General features: G+C 69.1%; 9 protein-coding genes. All 9 read left to right on the top strand.

From position 1 onward, the window contains the following. Positions 1–138: 138 nt before the first annotated feature. On the top strand, positions 139–1,203 hold the full coding sequence (locus tag ENSA5_RS20175; protein WP_106393309.1) for a hypothetical protein: 1,065 nt from the start codon (positions 139–141) through the stop codon (positions 1,201–1,203). Positions 1,204–2,001: 798 nt separating this feature from the next. Further along, positions 2,002–5,241 (top strand): WD40 repeat domain-containing serine/threonine protein kinase, encoded by a 3,240-nt coding sequence (locus ENSA5_RS38935; protein ID WP_219906817.1) that lies wholly within the window; start codon positions 2,002–2,004, stop codon positions 5,239–5,241. Positions 5,242–5,348: 107 nt separating this feature from the next. Beyond that, a complete protein-coding gene (locus ENSA5_RS20165; protein ID WP_106393308.1) occupies positions 5,349–8,426 on the top strand; it encodes a fused MFS/spermidine synthase in 3,078 nt (1,025 codons plus the stop codon). Positions 8,427–8,515: 89 nt separating this feature from the next. Further along, the gene (locus ENSA5_RS20160; protein WP_106393307.1) at positions 8,516–9,970 is read left to right on the top strand and encodes an aminotransferase class V-fold PLP-dependent enzyme; all 1,455 of its coding nucleotides are present in this window, start codon (positions 8,516–8,518) and stop codon (positions 9,968–9,970) included. A gap of 114 nt (positions 9,971–10,084) precedes the next feature. Next, positions 10,085–10,702 carry a hypothetical protein gene (locus ENSA5_RS20155; protein WP_106393306.1) on the top strand — a complete coding sequence of 206 codons (618 nt, stop codon included), beginning with the start codon at positions 10,085–10,087 and terminating at the stop codon, positions 10,700–10,702. Between the two features lie 522 nt (positions 10,703–11,224). Further along, on the top strand, positions 11,225–12,097 hold the full coding sequence (locus tag ENSA5_RS20150; RefSeq protein ID WP_106393305.1) for a VOC family protein: 873 nt from the start codon (positions 11,225–11,227) through the stop codon (positions 12,095–12,097). Positions 12,098–12,237: 140 nt separating this feature from the next. Beyond that, positions 12,238–13,923: a DUF1592 domain-containing protein gene (locus ENSA5_RS20140; protein WP_181197970.1), complete on the top strand. Its 1,686-nt coding sequence runs from the start codon at positions 12,238–12,240 to the stop codon at positions 13,921–13,923. Between the two features lie 15 nt (positions 13,924–13,938). After that, entirely contained in the window at positions 13,939–15,426 is a 1,488-nt protein-coding gene (locus ENSA5_RS20135) for a DUF1552 domain-containing protein (RefSeq protein WP_106393303.1), read from the top strand. Continuing rightward, positions 15,426–16,604: a WD40/YVTN/BNR-like repeat-containing protein gene (locus ENSA5_RS20130; protein WP_106393302.1), complete on the top strand. Its 1,179-nt coding sequence runs from the start codon at positions 15,426–15,428 to the stop codon at positions 16,602–16,604. Before ENSA5_RS20135 ends, ENSA5_RS20130 begins: the two co-directional genes overlap by 1 nt. The last annotated feature ends 321 nt before the right edge of the window (positions 16,605–16,925 follow it).

Raw genomic sequence — 16,925 nt, 5'->3', positions numbered from 1 at the left:
CCGGAATTTTCGCCGAGGGCGCGAAGCCAAAACGCCGCTGTACCGGGCGTACTGCAAGTTTTGGCGACAAAGCCCTCGGCGAAAAGGCCAAGCGAGGCGGCGCGAGGCATTGCACCCCGGGCTGCTATCATGTCGTCCGTGAAGGCCAAGACGCTGTTGCTCTCGCTGCTGGGCGTGGGCGCGCCGATGTCGGGGTGCGAGGGCGAGCCGGAGGAGCAGCTGCCCGAACTGAGCGAGCACGGCATGTACGTGAGCATGGGCATCGAGGGCGAAGCGTCGCCGTGCGGTGGGACCCTGGTGTGGATGGATCGTCACGTGGAGGCGCTTGGGGTGCTGTTCGAGCGCAGCGTCGCCGATGTCTCGATCGAGTATTACTGGCTGCGTCAGGCGAGCGTCGACGAGCTGTGCGGACTGGATGCCTACGCCTGCGCGCTGCCGGGGGGAGTCTATTCGTCCGGCCCGCTCGTCGAGCACGAATTCGTGCATGCCGTCGTCAACGGTTGGACCGGACCGGGAGAGCGCTTCTTCGACGAGGGTCTCGCCGTGGCGCTGGGTGATCACATCTTTGGTCCCTACGTGGCCGAGGAATTCGATGAGGCGCTGTCGATGATCGGCGCCGATCGCAAGCTCGAGATCGACTACCCGACCGCGGGGGCGTTCGTCACCGATCTCATCGAGGTCCACGGAGCCTCCGCCGTCCTCGCGTTCTACGACGGCACCGATCGGAACGACTCGGGCGAGGCCATCGCCGAGCTGTTCGAGCAGGCGTTCGGATCGTCTCTGGAGGCCGCCCACCAAGCCTTCCTTGCGCGCGGTCGCGGTTGCACGATGCTGTTGCCAGCGTGCTCGCTGCCGCCCGTGGCCTGGGATGTTGATGCGTGGGCTGTCGACGCGGGGGTCTCGTGCTCGGTGGACGGCCTCGGGCCTGACGCGGGGCCGGAGACCCTTGGAGGTACACCTTGGGGCTTCACCAGCTTCGAGATCTCGAGCGCAGGCAGCTACCGATTGGAGCTCGATGGGCCTGCGTATCCGATGTTCGCGCATCACTGCGGCCCGTGTGCGGAGCGGGCACCCAGCGTGGCGTTCGGGGTGCCGGGGGAGGCCGAGCCGGTCGAGCTGGCCGCGGGTCGGTATGTGGTTCGGCTGCCGGGAAGTCCGTCCTACGATCGTGTCTATCCGCTGCGCGTCGTGCCCGAGGGGTGAGGTGGTCTTGGTGACTCTCGAGATGGGCGAGGGGCTCACAGGCTGAGCCGAGCTCTGGGGACGAGACCTGCCAAGGGCTGCGATCACGAATGAACCAGGGGCGAGGTGTGCAGGCGCGATACACGTGGAAGAGGGGGAAGCGGTGGCATGATTTCCGTGGTGGTGGTGGCGAGCATTTGCGTGCTCTCGTGCCCACCTCTCCCAACCCCGGAGACCCCGGAGACCCCGCCGAAAATAGATCCAAAGTCCGAACCTGTTGGTGAAGATGAGGTAACCCTGCCTCTGGCTCGCGCTCACATCCGGCCGCCGCGACCACCAGACCGAGCAGCGTGAGCGACAGCGCCTTCGTGAGCATTACGGACGGCATGATAGCAACTGCGTCTGTAGGGCCTGGTTGCCCGCCGCGTCCGTCGCGGTCCACTCGAGCTCGTACTCCCCCGCGTCCAGGACCACCGCGCGGCGAGTTGATCCTTCGCCTCGCCCCAGCGCCCGCCACCGCGATGGCGCCCTCCCCGCGTGATCCTGCTCGGTTGCAGCACACTGGCAGTCCACAACATCCGCCGATCTCAAAATCGCCCCCTACACCCCCGTAACGCACCGATCTTGAACGAACCCCACGGCCCAGGACCCCGTCGCCCAGGGTCTCGCGATTTTTCTGCCCCACGAGTGATCAGCCCGCCAAGTCTCGACACATCAGTGGTGACGATGATGTTGAACGAGCGAGACCCCCGAGGCCCCCAAAACCCCAAGAGCTCCGGGTCATTGCGGAGCCCCGGCTCCAGGCGCCAAGCTCAGTGGGTGCTCGGCGAGGACATCCCCAGCGAGGTGCTGCTCGAGACCACGCTCGGCTCGTCCGAGTTCGATCAACTCGGCGACGAGCTGAACCGGGTCGATCAGAGGCGGCTGCGCAACCTGGTCTGGGAGCGGGTCTTTGGCGAGGCGCCCGACAACCTCGAGATCGGCCGCTACGTCGTGCTCGAGCGGCTCGGGAGCGGCGGCATGGGGGTGGTGTTCTCGGCCTACGATCAGGAGCTCGACCGCAAGGTCGCGATCAAGCTGCTCCACGAGCCCAAGGACGACAACCCCCAACACCACAGCCGCCTCCTGCGTGAGGCCCAGACCCTCGCTCGGCTCTCGCACCCCAACGTCGTCCAGGTTCACGACGTCGGCGAGAGCGGCGGGCAAGTGTTCGTGGCGATGGAGTTCGTGGCCGGCAAGACGCTGCGCGAGTGGGTCCGCCAGCGTCCCCGCAGCACCCGCGAGATCGTGGACGCCTACATCCAGGCCGGGCGCGGGCTCGAGGCCGCTCACCGGGCCGGGATCGTCCACCGCGACTTCAAACCCGACAACGTGCTGATCGACGAGGACGGCCGGGTGCGGGTGCTCGACTTCGGCATCGCGCGGGCCGAGCCGGGTGAGGCGACCCGCGGGGACCAGGCGCGGCCCGAGGCTGAGGCTGAGGCGGAGCCGGCCCTGCCGCTGACCCGGACCGGCGCGCTCCTGGGCACGCCGGCCTACATGGCGCCGGAGCAGCACCTCGGCGACGCCGCCGACATGCGCTCGGATCAGTTCGCGTTTTGCGTCTCTTTGCACGAGTCGCTCCATCGGACCCGGCCCTTCGCGGGTGACTCCTACGCCGAGCTGGCCGACAACGTGATCGCCGGGCAACAGGTCGAGCTCGAGGGCTCGGCGAGCAGCCCGAGGTGGCTGCGCGAGCTGCTCGCGCGGGGGCTGTCGGCCGATCCCGCCCAGCGCTTCCCCGACATGAGCGCGCTGCTGCGCGAGCTGAGCCGCGACCGCGTGGCGGGGCGCAGGCGGTGGGCGCTCGGGGCCACGAGCCTCACGCTGGTCGGCGTCGCCGCTCTCTTCGTGGCCGAGCTCGAGCGAGATCACGAGACCGAGGCGGCGACGATGGCGAGCGAGCTCGAGCTCGAAGGTCAGCGCGCCGACGGTGCCGAGCGCGAGCTTCGTGGCCGCGAGGACGCGGTGACGATCGCCGAGGCGGCCCTGTTGGTGCCCGAATCCCCGGTCGAGGCCCTCGCCAAGCTCCGCGAGCTCCACGACGATCACGCCTTCGCGGGCGCAGCGTGGGTCATCGCCAGCGACGCCCGCCAGCGCGGGTTCCCCCGCTCGATCAGCCGCTGGCCCGCGGACCTGAGCCTCGATCGGGTCAGCGCGGACGGCCGCCGGGCCCTGCTCATCGACGGCCAGAGCCGCGAGCTCCATGTGTTCGACGTGCTCACCCAGGCGACGATCGCAACCTCGCTCGTGGTCGAGGAGGGTCCGATCTCAATCTCGGGTGACGGCCGCTTTGTCGCGGTCCGGGCGAGCGACGACGGCTCGGCGATCCAGCTGTGGGAGGTCGACGAGCGGGTGTCGACGCGGATCGAGGTGCCGACCACGGGCTGGATCACGCGCCTGCAGCTGTCGCCCGACGGCGGCCGCGTCGTCGCCTTCGCGTCGGTCGAGGACGGCAGGTCGGGGTGGCTGCTCGAGCGAGGTGGCGGCGCGCGAGCGCTCCCCGAAGGCTCGGTCCACGCAAAGTTCGTGCCCCAGAGCGCAGATCTGCTGCTCACCGACGGCGAGGCGGTGCTGCGTCGGTTTGATCCCGAGACCGGGGCGCTGTCGACGATCATGAGCGGAGCCGGGGGCACCATCGCTATCTCGCCGGACGGAGCCCAGGTCGTCGCCGAGGTCCGCGACTGGGACGCCCCTCGCGTCCTCGTCGCGGCGCTCGATGGATCCGACGCGCGCGCTCCCGCGAGCTTCGAGTTCGCAGACGACTTCATCTACACCCTGGCGTGGCACCCCAACAGCGACGCCTTCGCGATCGGTGGCTCGGCGGGCAGCGTGTCCGTGGTCAGCCTCGACGGCGAGCGGCGCATCGATCTCCCCCAGCACCGACAGCCGATCGCGCGCCTGGCCTTCTCACCGGACGGCTCGCACCTGGCCAGCGCGAGTCGGGGCGGCAGCGTGTTCGTCACGCGTTTATCTGACGGCCACGCCGAGGCTCAACCCGGACACCGCTCGATGGGCTGGGTTGTGTACGATGACGAGGGCCAGCTGCGCACCGTCGACGGAGAGGGGGTGCTGCGCCTGTGGGACCCGGCGCCGCGCCAGCGGGTCCGGCCCGGGCCTGGGCTCCGCGCGGACTACCTCGACTGGTCGAGCCGCGGTCTGCTCGCCGCCGCAAGCTCCTTCGAGCTCACCGTGGTCTCGGCTGACGAGGGCGAGGTCCTGTGGACGACGAAGGAGCACTCGCCCTACGAGGGCCTGGCCTGGTCGGACGCTGGCGATCAGCTCGCGTCGCTCCACGGCGACGGCGCCCTGCGGATCTGGTCGCGCGAGGGGGCGCTCGAGCAGACCGTGACGACCGAGGCCGGGGAGGGCGGCGACCTTCGCTGGCTCGGCGAGCGGGTCGCCTGGGGGGAGGCGGGCGTCGGCGTTCACCTGCTCGAGCCCGAGTCCGGCGAGCGCGAGCTGATCCCGATCCCGAACGCGACGCGGATCGTGGCCCTCGAGCCCGACCCGCAGCGCCACCGCTTGTGGGTTGGGATCTCGAGCGGCGCCCAGATCGGCTCGGTCCTCGCCTTCGACGATCCAAGCTGGGCACCCAGCGCGAAGCGAGCGCTCGACGCGGACGGCCTGACCGACCTCGCCACGATCCCCGGCCGCGATGAGCTCGTCTACGCCACCTCCTTCGGTGACGTCGTCTTGCTCGACGCCGAGACCGGCGCGCGGCGTCGGCTCGGCGCCCACGAGGATCACGTGCACACCGTGAAGGTCGACGCCCTCGGCCACACGGCCTACACCGCCAGCCTCGACGGCTCGGCGCGGGTGTGGGATCTCGACAGCGGTCGCTGGCGGGAGGTCCGCGCCGACGAGCAGAGTTTCTCGTCACTCGCGCGTTCGCCCGACGGGGGCGCGTTTGTCACGGGCCAAGGCGGCGGCGAGCTGGTGATATGGCCCGACGATCTGCCCCGCGCGTGGGACGACCTGCGCGGGTGGATCGACGAGCTCAGCCCGGCGCCACTCTAGCAGCCCGGGGTGCAATCTAGGCGCCACGGCGAGGGATCGAGGCGCTACTGGACACCAGCACAGCGTCGCGCGTGCCAGCGGCCCAAAAACCTATATCCTCGGCCGCCATGGGCCGCTCGCGGCACCTCTTCCTCCTGTTCTTCCTCTCCGGGCTCAGCGGACTCGTCTACGAGTCGCTGTGGTCGCGCTATCTCAAGCTCTTCGTCGGCAGCGCGGCCACGGCCCAGGTCCTGGTCCTGGCCCTGTTCATGGGCGGCATGTCGCTCGGCTCGCTGCTCGCGGGTCGCTACAGCGCGCGGATCCGCAAGCCCGTGCTCGCCTACGGGATCATCGAGGGGCTGATCGGCCTCTACGCGCTGGCCTTCCCCTACCTCTACACGGGCGTGACCCGGTTCTGCTACGACGTGCTGTTTCCGGCCGTCGGCGGCGGCGGGGTTGGGGCCGTCAAGTGGACCGCGGCCGCGCTGTTGATCGCCCCGCCGTGCATCTTGCTGGGTACGACCTTCCCGCTGATGAGCGTCGGGATCCTGCGCCGGGATCGTGAGCGCTCGGGCGAGATCCTCAGCTTCTTGTACTTCTCGAACAGCTTCGGCGCCTCGCTTGGCGCGCTGTTGTCGGGCTTTTTGTTGGTCCCGTGGCTGGGCCTGCCGGGCACCCTGGCCACCGCCGCCGCGCTCAACTTCGCGATCATGGCGATCACCTTGCGCGAGCGCGGCCGCGAGGCCGACGCGCCGCTGACCGCAGGCGACGAGGCCGACGAGGCCGACGCGCCCCCGCGCGACGACACCGACTCCGAACCCGAGCCCCGCGCAGCCGCGACCCAGGGTCCCTCGCTGCTGACCTTGATGCTGCTGATCGCCCTCGGCACCGGGCTCAGCTCGTTCATGTACGAGATCGCGTGGATCCGCATGCTCTCGATGGTGCTCGGCTCGGCCACGCACTCGTTCGAGGTCATGCTCTCGGTCTTCGTGCTCGGCCTCGCCCTCGGCGGGCTGTGGGTCCGCAAGCGGATGGACAAGTTCAAGCGCCCCGAGCTCACCCTCGGGCTCGTGCAGCTGATCATGGGCGTGGCCGCGGTCGCGACGATCCCGCTTTATCGCCTCGGCGTGCTCGGGATCGGCGGCGTGTTTTGGGTCAGCACCGAGTACCTCGACGGCGAACGCACGATGTCGCTGTGGTACCTGTTCAACGCGGTCCGCTACGTGACCTGCCTGGTGATCATGCTCCCGGCGACCTTCTGCGCGGGCATGACCTTGCCGCTGGTCACCCACGTGCTCCTGCGCCGCGGCCGGCCCGAGTCTGCGGTCGGCAAGGTCTACGGCGTCAACACCCTCGGATCGATCGCCGGGGCGATCAGCGCCGGGTTGATCCTGCTCCCGCTGATCGGGATCAAGGCGGTGATCGTGCTCGGCGCGATGCTCGACATGGGCCTCGGCGTGTGGCTGGTCGCCCGCGAGCAGGCCCTGCGCCCGAGCAAGCAGGTCCGCAAGCTCGTCCGCTCGACCACGGTCGCGGCCGCGGCCGTGGCCGTGATCGGCTTGGGCGTGCTCGACATCGATCCGCGGACCCTGGCCTCGGGCGTGTTCCGCCGCGGGACCGTCAAGATGCACGACGACTACATCGTCCGGCTCCACGAGGACGGCCGCACCGCGACCGTGACCGTGACCGAGGACGAGGCCCGCGAGGGCTACCACACGCTGTTTACCAACGGGAAGCCCGACGCGTCGATCTACACCCTGCGCTGGCCCGAGGGCCACGACCCCGCCGAGGGCCCGATGTTGGCTGGCGACGAGCCGACCCAGCTCTTGCTCGCGATCATCCCGCTGCTCGCCAACCCCGACGCGCGCCTGGCCGCGACGATCGGCATGGGCTCGGGCGTCAGCTCGCACACCTTGCTGGCCTCGCCCAAGCTCGAGCGCCTCGACACCGTCGAGATCGAGCCCTTCATGGCCGAGGGCGCCAAGCTGTTTCATCCGGTCAACCGCCGGACCTTCGAAGACCCCCGCAGCCACATCATCTTCGACGACGCCAAGGCCTACTTCGCCGCGGCCGAGGCTCGCTACGACCTGGTCGTGTCCGAGCCCTCCAACCCCTGGGTCGCCGGGGTCTCGAGCCTCTTCACGACCGAGTTCTACGACGAGATCAAGCGCTACCTGGCCGACGACGGCCTCCTCGGCCAGTGGATCCACGGCTACGAGCTCTCGGATGAGCTGCTGCTCTCGGTCCTCGCCGCGGTCGACTCCTCGTTCGAGGACTACCGGATCTACCGGGTCGGCAACCGCGACTGGCTGATCTTGGCCTCGCAGCAACAAGGCGGCGTCGGAGACCTCAGCGCCGAGGCCTTCGCGTGGCCCGAGCTCGAGGCCGAGGCCGGGCTCTTGGGCATCCATGGCATGAGCCAGATCGAGTCGCTGCTGGTCGCCAACGACGAGCTCCTGCGCCCCTACCTGCGCACGCTCCAGCCCAACACCGACGCCGACCCGGTCCTCGACAACGGGGCCGAGAAGGCCCGCTTCTTCAAGCGCTCGGCCGAGGTGCTGCTCGAGCTGCGCTTTTATCCGCTGCCGCTGGTCGAGGTCCTCGGCGGCGTCGAGCGGGCGCCCTACGTCGAGCGGATCGCCGACCGCCGCGCCGACCAGCACGTGCTCGAGGAGCCGGAGCGGGCCTCGGTGCTGATGCGCCTGTGGGAGCTCGACGATCACAAGGCCTACGCCGGGACCGCGTCGATCCGCAGCTACTTCACCCAGCGCACCAACCTCGCCGCGCACCCCGGCGAGGCCTCCTACGCCCGGGCCTGGCTCGACGCGGTCTACGGCGTCTATCACCTGAGCGCGCCGTGGATCGCCCTCGACGGCACGGGGTTTTGGACCGAGGTCCTCGACACCGCGCGGTCCGAGGCGGTCACGCCCGAGGTTCGGCGGGCGGTCGAGATCTTCGATCTGATCGAGCGCCGCGACGGGGCCAAGCTGTGGGCCGCCGTCGAGGGTGAGCTCGGGCGCGAGGACAGCGTGCTGCACCCGCGGATCCTGGCCCTCGCGGGCGCGACCGCGCTGGTGCTCGAGGACGCGTCGGTCGAGCGGCGGCGGGGGTTCGCGACGGAGCACATGCGGCCGCAGATGGTTGAGCCGGTCGCGACGAGCGAGGACATCGCGTTTGCGATGATCGTCGCGTGGATGGAGCAGTAGGGCGGGGGCGGCTCCTCGTGAAAGGCCGTGAAAGGGCCTGAAATAGTGAATGGGAGCCCGTCCCTGCAGGCTGAGGGGGCGAGGCCCCCATGAATGACGACATCGATCCCGACTGCCTGATCACCGCCGCCGAGACCTGTGAGCGCGACGCCCTCGAGGCTTTCTTCGCGCCTGCCCGCGCTGCGGGTCTGCTCCCCCCGCCGATCTGTGACGAGGTCCTCGATACCGTCGCGCCCCTGCTCGAGCTGATCGCCAACTCGAGGCTCCGCGGCGAGGGCTTCTGGGCCGCGTTCCAGGCTGAGTTCGGCTTCGCCCACGCGACCCCCCGGATCACCCCGATGAACGCGGCCAACTTGTGTCCCGAGCCGACGCGGCTGCTCCGCGCGGCCAACCTCCTGCGTCTGGCCTACAACCAAAACGTCGCCCAGCAGACGCGGACCGCCGACGGGATCCGGATCCAGCAGATCGACGCGGCCCGCCGCGCGATCGCCAGGGGCATCGGCGCGGAGCCCGAGAACGTCGCCTTGGTCCGCAACGGTAGCGAGGCCAACAACGTCATCGCGGGTGGGTTTCGCGACTGGGTCCAGCGCGAGGGCGGCGGGCCGCGGGACAACGTGGTGATCTGGACCGAGAACCACCCGACCAACAACGAGAGCTGGCGGCTGCGGGCGAACTGGACCCGCTCGCCCGCCGATGTCCTGCCCGAGCGCTTCGAGATCCGCGAGGTCCGCTTCGAGCGCGGCGCCTCCGATGCTGTCATCGCCAAGGCCTTCACCGAGCAGATCGACGCCAACACCCGCTTCGTGAGCTACACCGAGACCTCGAACACCGACGGCTTTCGGATCCCCGAGGCCGTGACCCAGACGATCTGGGACCACGTCCAGCGCAACGCCTCCGACGCCCACGTCCACGTCGACGCGACGATGAGCTGGGGGGCGCGGGCGCTGACGGTCGGTCGACCGCGCTGTCACAGCTTCACCTCCTCGGCCCACAAGTGGTTCCTCGGGCCGAAGGAGACCGCGATGTTCTACATGGCGCCCGAGCGCGCCCGAGCGCTGGCCCCGAGCGTGTTCGCCTACGACTACAAGATTCGGATCGGGACTTGGCAAGAGATGCCCAACAGCGTCCACCGCTTCGAGCTGATCGGGCAGCGCGATGACGTCAACCTGATCACCCTCGCGCTGACCCAGATGATGTGGCTGGCGCTGCGCAAGCATCGCGAGCCCTTCGTCCGCGTGGTCGAGCTCGCCCAGCACCTCAAGAAGCGCCTGGTCGAGCACCCCGACCGCTGGCGGCTGATCACCCCCTTCGAGCCCGATCGCAGCTGCGGGGTCGTGCGCGTGGCGATGCCGCCCGAGCGGTCCGGGACCGCGCTGTACCAGTGGCTCTACGACCACCCTGACTATCGCATCGGCGGCTCCGCTACCGACGACACCTTCCGCCTGTGCCCGCACATCTACAACACCATGGCGGACGTCGACCAAGCCGTCGAGGGCATGAACGCCTGGTACGAGGGCGCGACGACGACGGCCACGGCCCGCTGAGCCCCGCGACGACGTTTAGACCCGAGCGCCTCGCCGCGCGCCTGGACGGGCCGCGACGAGAGCGAGACGACAACCTGTGTTCAGACCCACAACCCCAACCCGAGGAAACGACCCATGAACGCACCTCTTTTCACCCCGACCGAGATGCTCGCCCTCAGCAACGCTGTGACGCGGGCTCAGACCGACGAAGACTTCCGCCAGCTGGTTCTCGACGACCTCCCGGCTGCGCTCGAGCAAGTCGGCCTGCCGCTGCCCGATCGTCGAGCCGTGCGCGAGAGCCTCGTCGCTGCAGGTCTCTCGGACGAGGAGCTGGCCAAATTCGACGAAGCCTCGCTCGATGACGCCGCGACGGCGATGCGCATGCGTCCACAATTTGCGGTCCAAGACGGCGACGTGACCGCCCAGTCCGACAATTTCTACCGGGGCGTCAGTGGCTTCGTCCCCGCGGCCCATTGGTGGGGTTTTCACGTGCCCTTCGCTTTCGACGACATCGCCGACATCTTCAAGCTGGCCCAGGCGATCAACTCTCTGGTCGCGACCCTCGGCGGCGTGATCGCCAAGGCCGCGCCACCGATCAAACCCTTCGTGCTGGCGATCCTGCTCTACATCACGGTCCAAGTCGCCGTGGTCACGGGGGTCAGCGCTGGCTGCCAGCGCTCGGGCGCCAAGGGCACATGGGTCAGCATGGCGTGGGCCGCCCCCGGCATCTTCGTGCCAACTTGCGTGTGTTGACCTCGCCGCGCAGCTCGTGGGGCCGGCTTCGCGCCGTTCCCACGAGCGCACACGCCGGACTATCCGGCCGCCGACAAGCTCGCCGCCAACCGTGCGCGCCGCGGCCTCAGCGTGCCCAACTTTGTGTGGATCCTTCACTCTGGCCCGGCCGAGCCCGAGCTCGAGTGCGTCGACGGATCCTCAATCGTGGTTCGGGAGCCAGAGTTTGGCTGGCCGGTCGGTGGCTTCGCCGTCCAGTTTCGAAACACGAGGGCGACCCCCTTTCGGGTCGGGGACACCGTCCGCACGGTCGACTACACCGCCGAGGTCACCGAGGTCGAAGACGGCCACCGACGGCGGTCCGGTTTCAGTTTCGGGCCAGGTTGGACCACGAGAGCTTTGTCTGGGCGACCTGGGACGAGGGCGAATTTGTCTGGATGAAGCGGGGGCCCTCATGCGAGCCCTCGCGCGGGGGCTGATGTGCGGTGGCTCGCGCATTTTGTTACTCAGCGGGCTGACCAATCCTCGCCCTGAGACAACGTCATGCCCGGAATTCGCTTCGACAGTCTACTGTTCTTGTGCGTCGCCAACTCGGCCCGCTCGCAGATGGCCGAGGGCTTCGCCCGTGAGATCTTCGGCGACGCCGTGCGGGTGGAGTCCGCCGGCTCATCGCCGACGCGCGTCAACCCCCTTGCGATCGAGGCGATGCGCGAGGTCGGGATCGATCTCTCGACCCACAGCTCGAAGTCCGTGAGCACCGTCGACCCGGACGAGATCGATCTCGTCATCACGCTGTGTGCACAAGAGGTCTGCCCGGTGTTCCTCGGTCGAGCGCAGCGCCTGTCCTGGCCGCTGCGTGATCCCGACCGCGGACACGAGCAGCTCGACGACGAGGAGCGCCTCGAGCACTTCCGCGTCGCACGCGAGCAGCTCCGCGCGCGGATCGAGGTCCTCGCGGCGCTGCGCGACGTCCCGAAAGGCCCGGACCCACAGGAGTTCCACGCGAGCATTCGCGTGCCCGACCTCGCTGCGGCCGCCCGCTTCTACACCTGGCTCCTCGGCGTCGCGCCCAAGGAGTGGACCCACCGTTACGTGACCTTCGTGAGTCCGGCGCTGCGCACGAACTTGGTGATCCTCGTGGACGACGGCAAGCAGCTGCACCACGACACGCTCTATCACCTCGGCATCGACGTCGGCTCGCGCGAGGCGGTCCGCGCCGCGCAGCTTGGCGCCGAGCAGGCAGGGTGGCCCATCCACAAGCCTGCACGCACGACCTGGCACGGGACCCCGCTGCACGAGCTGTGGCTGACCGACCCGGGCGGGAACCTGATCGAGATCTACGCGCGGCTGAGCGACGAAGAGCTGCTCGAGATGCCCGACGACAAGCAGCCGGTCTTCCTGCTCGGATCGAGCTGAGGGGGCTGGCCGTGTCTGAGCTCGCCGCAGCACGCTGGAGGATTGGGCCCAGGCCAATCCATGATTGATCTGTTCTCGCCGTAACACTCCATACGCAAGATCTCAGCCCGCAGTCCCCGCGGCCACCCTACAATGAGATCATGAAGCAGCGACGAGTGGCTCTGAAGTTGGGGGGCGTCGCAGTGACGTGTTGTCTGGGCCTGGTCGCGACCGCCTGCGGTGACGACTCGACCAACGCCGACGCCCAGGCCGAAGGCGACACGAGCGGCGACGGTGACGGTGACGGCGACGGCGACGGCGACGCGACCGGCGACGGCGACATGCCCAGCGCGGGCATGAAGCTCCCGGCCCGGCGCCTGAGTCACTTCGAGTACCAAAACACGCTGCGCGATCTGTTCCCGCACATCGAAGTCCCGGTGTTCGAGATGACCGCCGACCCCAGCTCCGAGGGCTTCGACAACGACGGCGAGGCGCTCGTGCCTTCGGGCCTGTTGATCGAGCAATACGACAACAACGCGCGCGAGCTCGCGCGGCTCGCAACCGAAGACCTGCCGACGCTGCTCGGCTGCGACCCGGGCGAAGGTGAGGTCTGCGCCCAGCAGTTCGTCGACAGCTTCGGTCGCCGCGCGTTCCGGCGTCCGCTGACCCCGGCCGAGCGCGCGGACTTCATGGTCTTCTTCCTCGAGGCCCCCGGCAGCTCGGACATGCGCGCAGGCGCCGAGCTGACGCTGCAGCTGTTCTTGCAAAGCCCGCAGTTTCTGTACCGCCTCGAGCTCCCGACCGAGGGTGAAGACCTGCCGGCCGAGGGCGAGTTTGCCCCGCTCGCCAGCTACGAGCTCGCCTCGCGCCTGTCTTACTTCCTGTGGAGCACGATGCCCGACGAGGTCCTGCTCGAGGCCGCCGCCGCGGACCAGCTCTCGACCGCGGACGAGCTCGAGGCCCAGGCCCGGCGGATGCTCGACGACGACCGGGCCAAGGACGCCTTCTTGCACTTCCACGAGCAGTGGTTCGACCTCGGGCGGATCGACACGGTCTCGAAGCTGCCCGAGCACAACTTCGACGACGCGATGCGGGCCTCGGCCAAAGAGGAGACCCTGCGTTTCGTCGAGCACGTGATCTTTGACGAGCTCGGCACGCTCGACGATCTGCTGACCTCCAACCGGACCTTCGTCGACGAGCGCCTCGCGCCGATCTACGGGGTCGCGGTGCCCGAGCCCGGGGTCTGGACCGAGGTCGAGCTCGATCCAAGCCAGCGCGCCGGGTTCATGACCCAGGTCGCGTTCCTGGCTGGCCACGGTCACCCGCTCAACCCCTCGCCGGTCCTGCGCGGGGTCTACAGCCTCGAGGACGTGTTGTGCTGGCCCCTCGGCCCGCCGCCGCCGGTCGCCGAGGCGATGATGATCCCCGAGGCGCCCGAGGGCCAGACCAACCGCGAGGCCTACGAGGCCCTGACCGCCGCCGACGAGTGCCAGTACTGCCACGAGGTCATCAACCCGGTCGGCTTCGCGTTCGAGCACTACGACACGCTCGGGGCCTGGCGCGACCAGGACAACGGCAACCCGGTCGACGCCTCGGGCCACTTCCAGGACGCGACCTTCAACGGCGCGCCCGAGATGATGAGCGCGCTCGCCCAGCGCTCCGACGTCCACCGCTGCGTGTCGAAGAAGTGGCTGCGCTTCGCCTACGGCGGCGGCCGCGTGATGTTCACGCCCGAGATTTTGGCCGAGACCGAGGCCGCGTTCGCGGACGTCGACTTCTCGATCACCGAGCTGATGATCGCAATCGTCACCCACCCCCGCTTCAGCAGCTACGCGGCGCCCAACTGAGCGCAGGAGCCCGACATGAACAGCCAAAACTCCCGCAAGTCATCCGCGCTTCGCCGCCGACAATTTCTCCAGGCCGCAGGGGTCGGCGGCGCGTCCTTGTTCTTGCCCAGCATCTCGCGCAACAGCCACGCCGGGCCCAACGACGGCCCGCCGCTGCGCCTCGTCGTGTTCTTCCACGAGCACGGCGTCTACTACGACAGCTGGAAGATGCGCCTGCCCAACTCGCCCGCCTCGGACCAGCTCGACTTCGAGTTTGAGCTCGGCGGGCTGAGCCAGGACGAGTTCAGCCCGATCCTGGCCCCGCTCCACGCTCACCGCCAAAACATGATCGTGCTCGACGGGCTCGCCTACCTGACGGCGATGTCCGACCCCTACGGCGACGGCCACGCCAAGGGCTGGATGACGGCGATGACCGGCAACTACGCGCGCGAGACCTACGACGAGGTCAAGAGCCACGCGCTCACGCCCTCCTTCGATCAGGTCATCAAGCAGATCGTCCGAGCTCAGGACTCCTCGCTGACGGACCTGGCCTCGCTGGAGTACGGCATCCGCCCGTGGGACGGGACCTTTCACCAGATGCACTACGGCCTCGACCCCCAGGGCGCCGCGGTCAAGGTCCCGCACGTGGTCGACCCGGCGGCCGCGTTCTCGACCCTGTTCCCGGATACGGCGGGCGACCCGGTCGCGGCCGCGCACACCGAGGTCCTGGCCCGCGCCGCCGCGCAGTACGAGCAGCTGATGCCGCGGCTGTCGAGCGAAGATCAGTCCAAGCTCGAGCAGCATCGCGCGCTGATCCACGACCTTCAGGTTCGCGTCGAGACCCTCGAGAGCCTGGTCTGCACCGAGCCGGTCCTCGAGCCGTGGGACGGCGGCTGGGAGTGGACCTCCGAGATGTACAACTACCGGCTGCCCGCGATGCTCGACCTCGCGAGCGCGGCGCTCTCGTGTCGGATCAGCCGCGTCGTCAGCTTCCAGACCGACGTGCCCCCGATCGAGATGCTCGGCGGCGCGGGCGACTACCACCACGACTACGCCCACCAGTCGGCGCCCGGGGCGGCCCAAGACAAGGTCGACGTGGTCACGGCCCAGGGGGCCGCGCACGCCGGGCAGGTCGCGCTGATGGCCGACAAGCTCGCGGCGATCCCCGAGGACGGCGGCACGGTGATGGACAACACCATCATCTTGTGGATTAGCGAGCTCGCAACCGGGGGCCACACCCACGATCAGGTGCCGGTCGTCATGATCGCCGGACAAAACACCCCCTTCGCGACCGGTCGCTACCTGCGCTTTGGTCAGACCACCCCGCGGCCGATCCCCGAGGGCCAGGCCTGGTACCCCGAGGGCCTCGTCGGCCAGCCCTACAACCCGCTGCTGGTCTCGATCATCCAGGCCATGGGCGGCGAGCAAAATTTCTTTGGCCGCAAGTCGGTCACGGGCACCTTCCCGGGCGGCGACACCGTCGAGATCGGTCTGACCGGGACCATGAGCAGGCTGTACGGCTGATGCAGAAATCACACAGCACCGCCGCGCTGATCTTCAGCGCCGTCTGGGCCGCGCTGGGGCTCGGGGCTTGCGGCGGGGACGATGGCGCGGCCGAGCTCGGTGACGAGAGCGGGACCGCGGGCGAGACCAGCTCGGCGCAGACCGAGACCGGCGAGGATCCGACCGGCGACGGCGACGGCGACGGCGACGGTGACGGCGACGGTGACGACAGCGGCGACCCGAGCACGGGGGAGACCGGCGACCCCGGCCCCCAGGGGGTGTTCGTGGCCGTCGGCGACGGTGGGCGGCGGGCGAGCTCGAGCGACGCGATCAGCTGGACCGAGATCATCGGCAGCGGCGTCGTCGACACCCAGGCCGAGACCGGCGAAGAGGACATCCTCCGGGCCGTCGCGGTCGGGGACGGGGTCGTCATCGCCGTCGGCGGTGGTGGCACGGAGTGGGCCGGTAACGCGATGATCATGCGCAGCGTCGACGGCGAGAGCTGGGACGAAGACCTGGTCGGGGGCCTCGAAGGGCTCGACGAACGCAAGCTCGACGCGGTCGGCTACGCCGACGGGGTGTTCATCGCTGCCGGTCACCAAAGCCACATCCTTCGCAGCGACGACGGCGGCCAGACCTGGGCCCGCGTCTACGACGAGCACCACAACGACACGACCGTGTTCGGGGTCGCGGGCCACGGCGGCACCTTCGTGCTCGTCGGCAGCCACAAAGACGCCTGGGACGCGCCCAAGGTCGCGTATGTGCAGCGCAGCACCGACAGCGGCCAGAGCTTCGAGGCGCCGGTCTACTTTGGCGACGACGGCGATCACCTGAGCTCGATCGCGTCCAACGGCGAGCTCTTCGTGGCCGTCGGTCCCAACCAGTGTCTGCGCAGCGCCGACGGCGGGAGCTGGGATCCCTGCGGGGCCAACGGCCTCGACTACGGCGCGGTCAGCTACGCGCGCGAGCGCTTTGTCCTGACCTACCTCGACGGCGTCAGCACCAGCGAGGACGGCCAGACTTGGTCCGCGCACGTCGAGTCGCCGACCGGCGTGCCCGCGGAGGTCGTGTTCGGAAATGGGGTCTACGCTGGGTTGCGCTATTACGATCGCGGGACCTCGGACGCGCTCGGCACCTGGGCCTACGTCAACCATGGCGGCTTCCCCCTGCGCGATCTCGCGTTCTTGCCCGTCGAGTGACGCTCGCGCAGGCCACCGCCATCATCGGACAGCAGAGGGCGCGGACATCCGGACTCCGAGTTGGAGGACATCCGGACTCCGAGTTCTCGTTTTGATCTTCCGATCAGAGGGTGGCTCGCCCACGGGCCACCACCTCGGACTGGTCAGAATTCCTGCAACACCGTAGCTGGGGGGGCCGACAAGTTACGCGTGGTCTCCTCCGCGCAAAAACAAGCCAGCGCCGCCCGCCGGGCCAAAAATCGGGCCCGTGGGCAGGCTCGAACATACCCGCGGGTGCGCGCGCGGCCGATTTACTCGGGCAGCAGCTGCAAGATCACCCGG

The organism is Enhygromyxa salina (assembly GCF_002994615.1).
In the GTDB taxonomy this organism is placed as follows: Bacteria; Myxococcota_A; Polyangia; order Nannocystales; family Nannocystaceae; genus Plesiocystis; species Plesiocystis salina_A.
The sequence above is the reverse complement of the archived record's forward strand: the minus strand, read 5'-3'. Positions and strand labels throughout refer to the sequence as shown.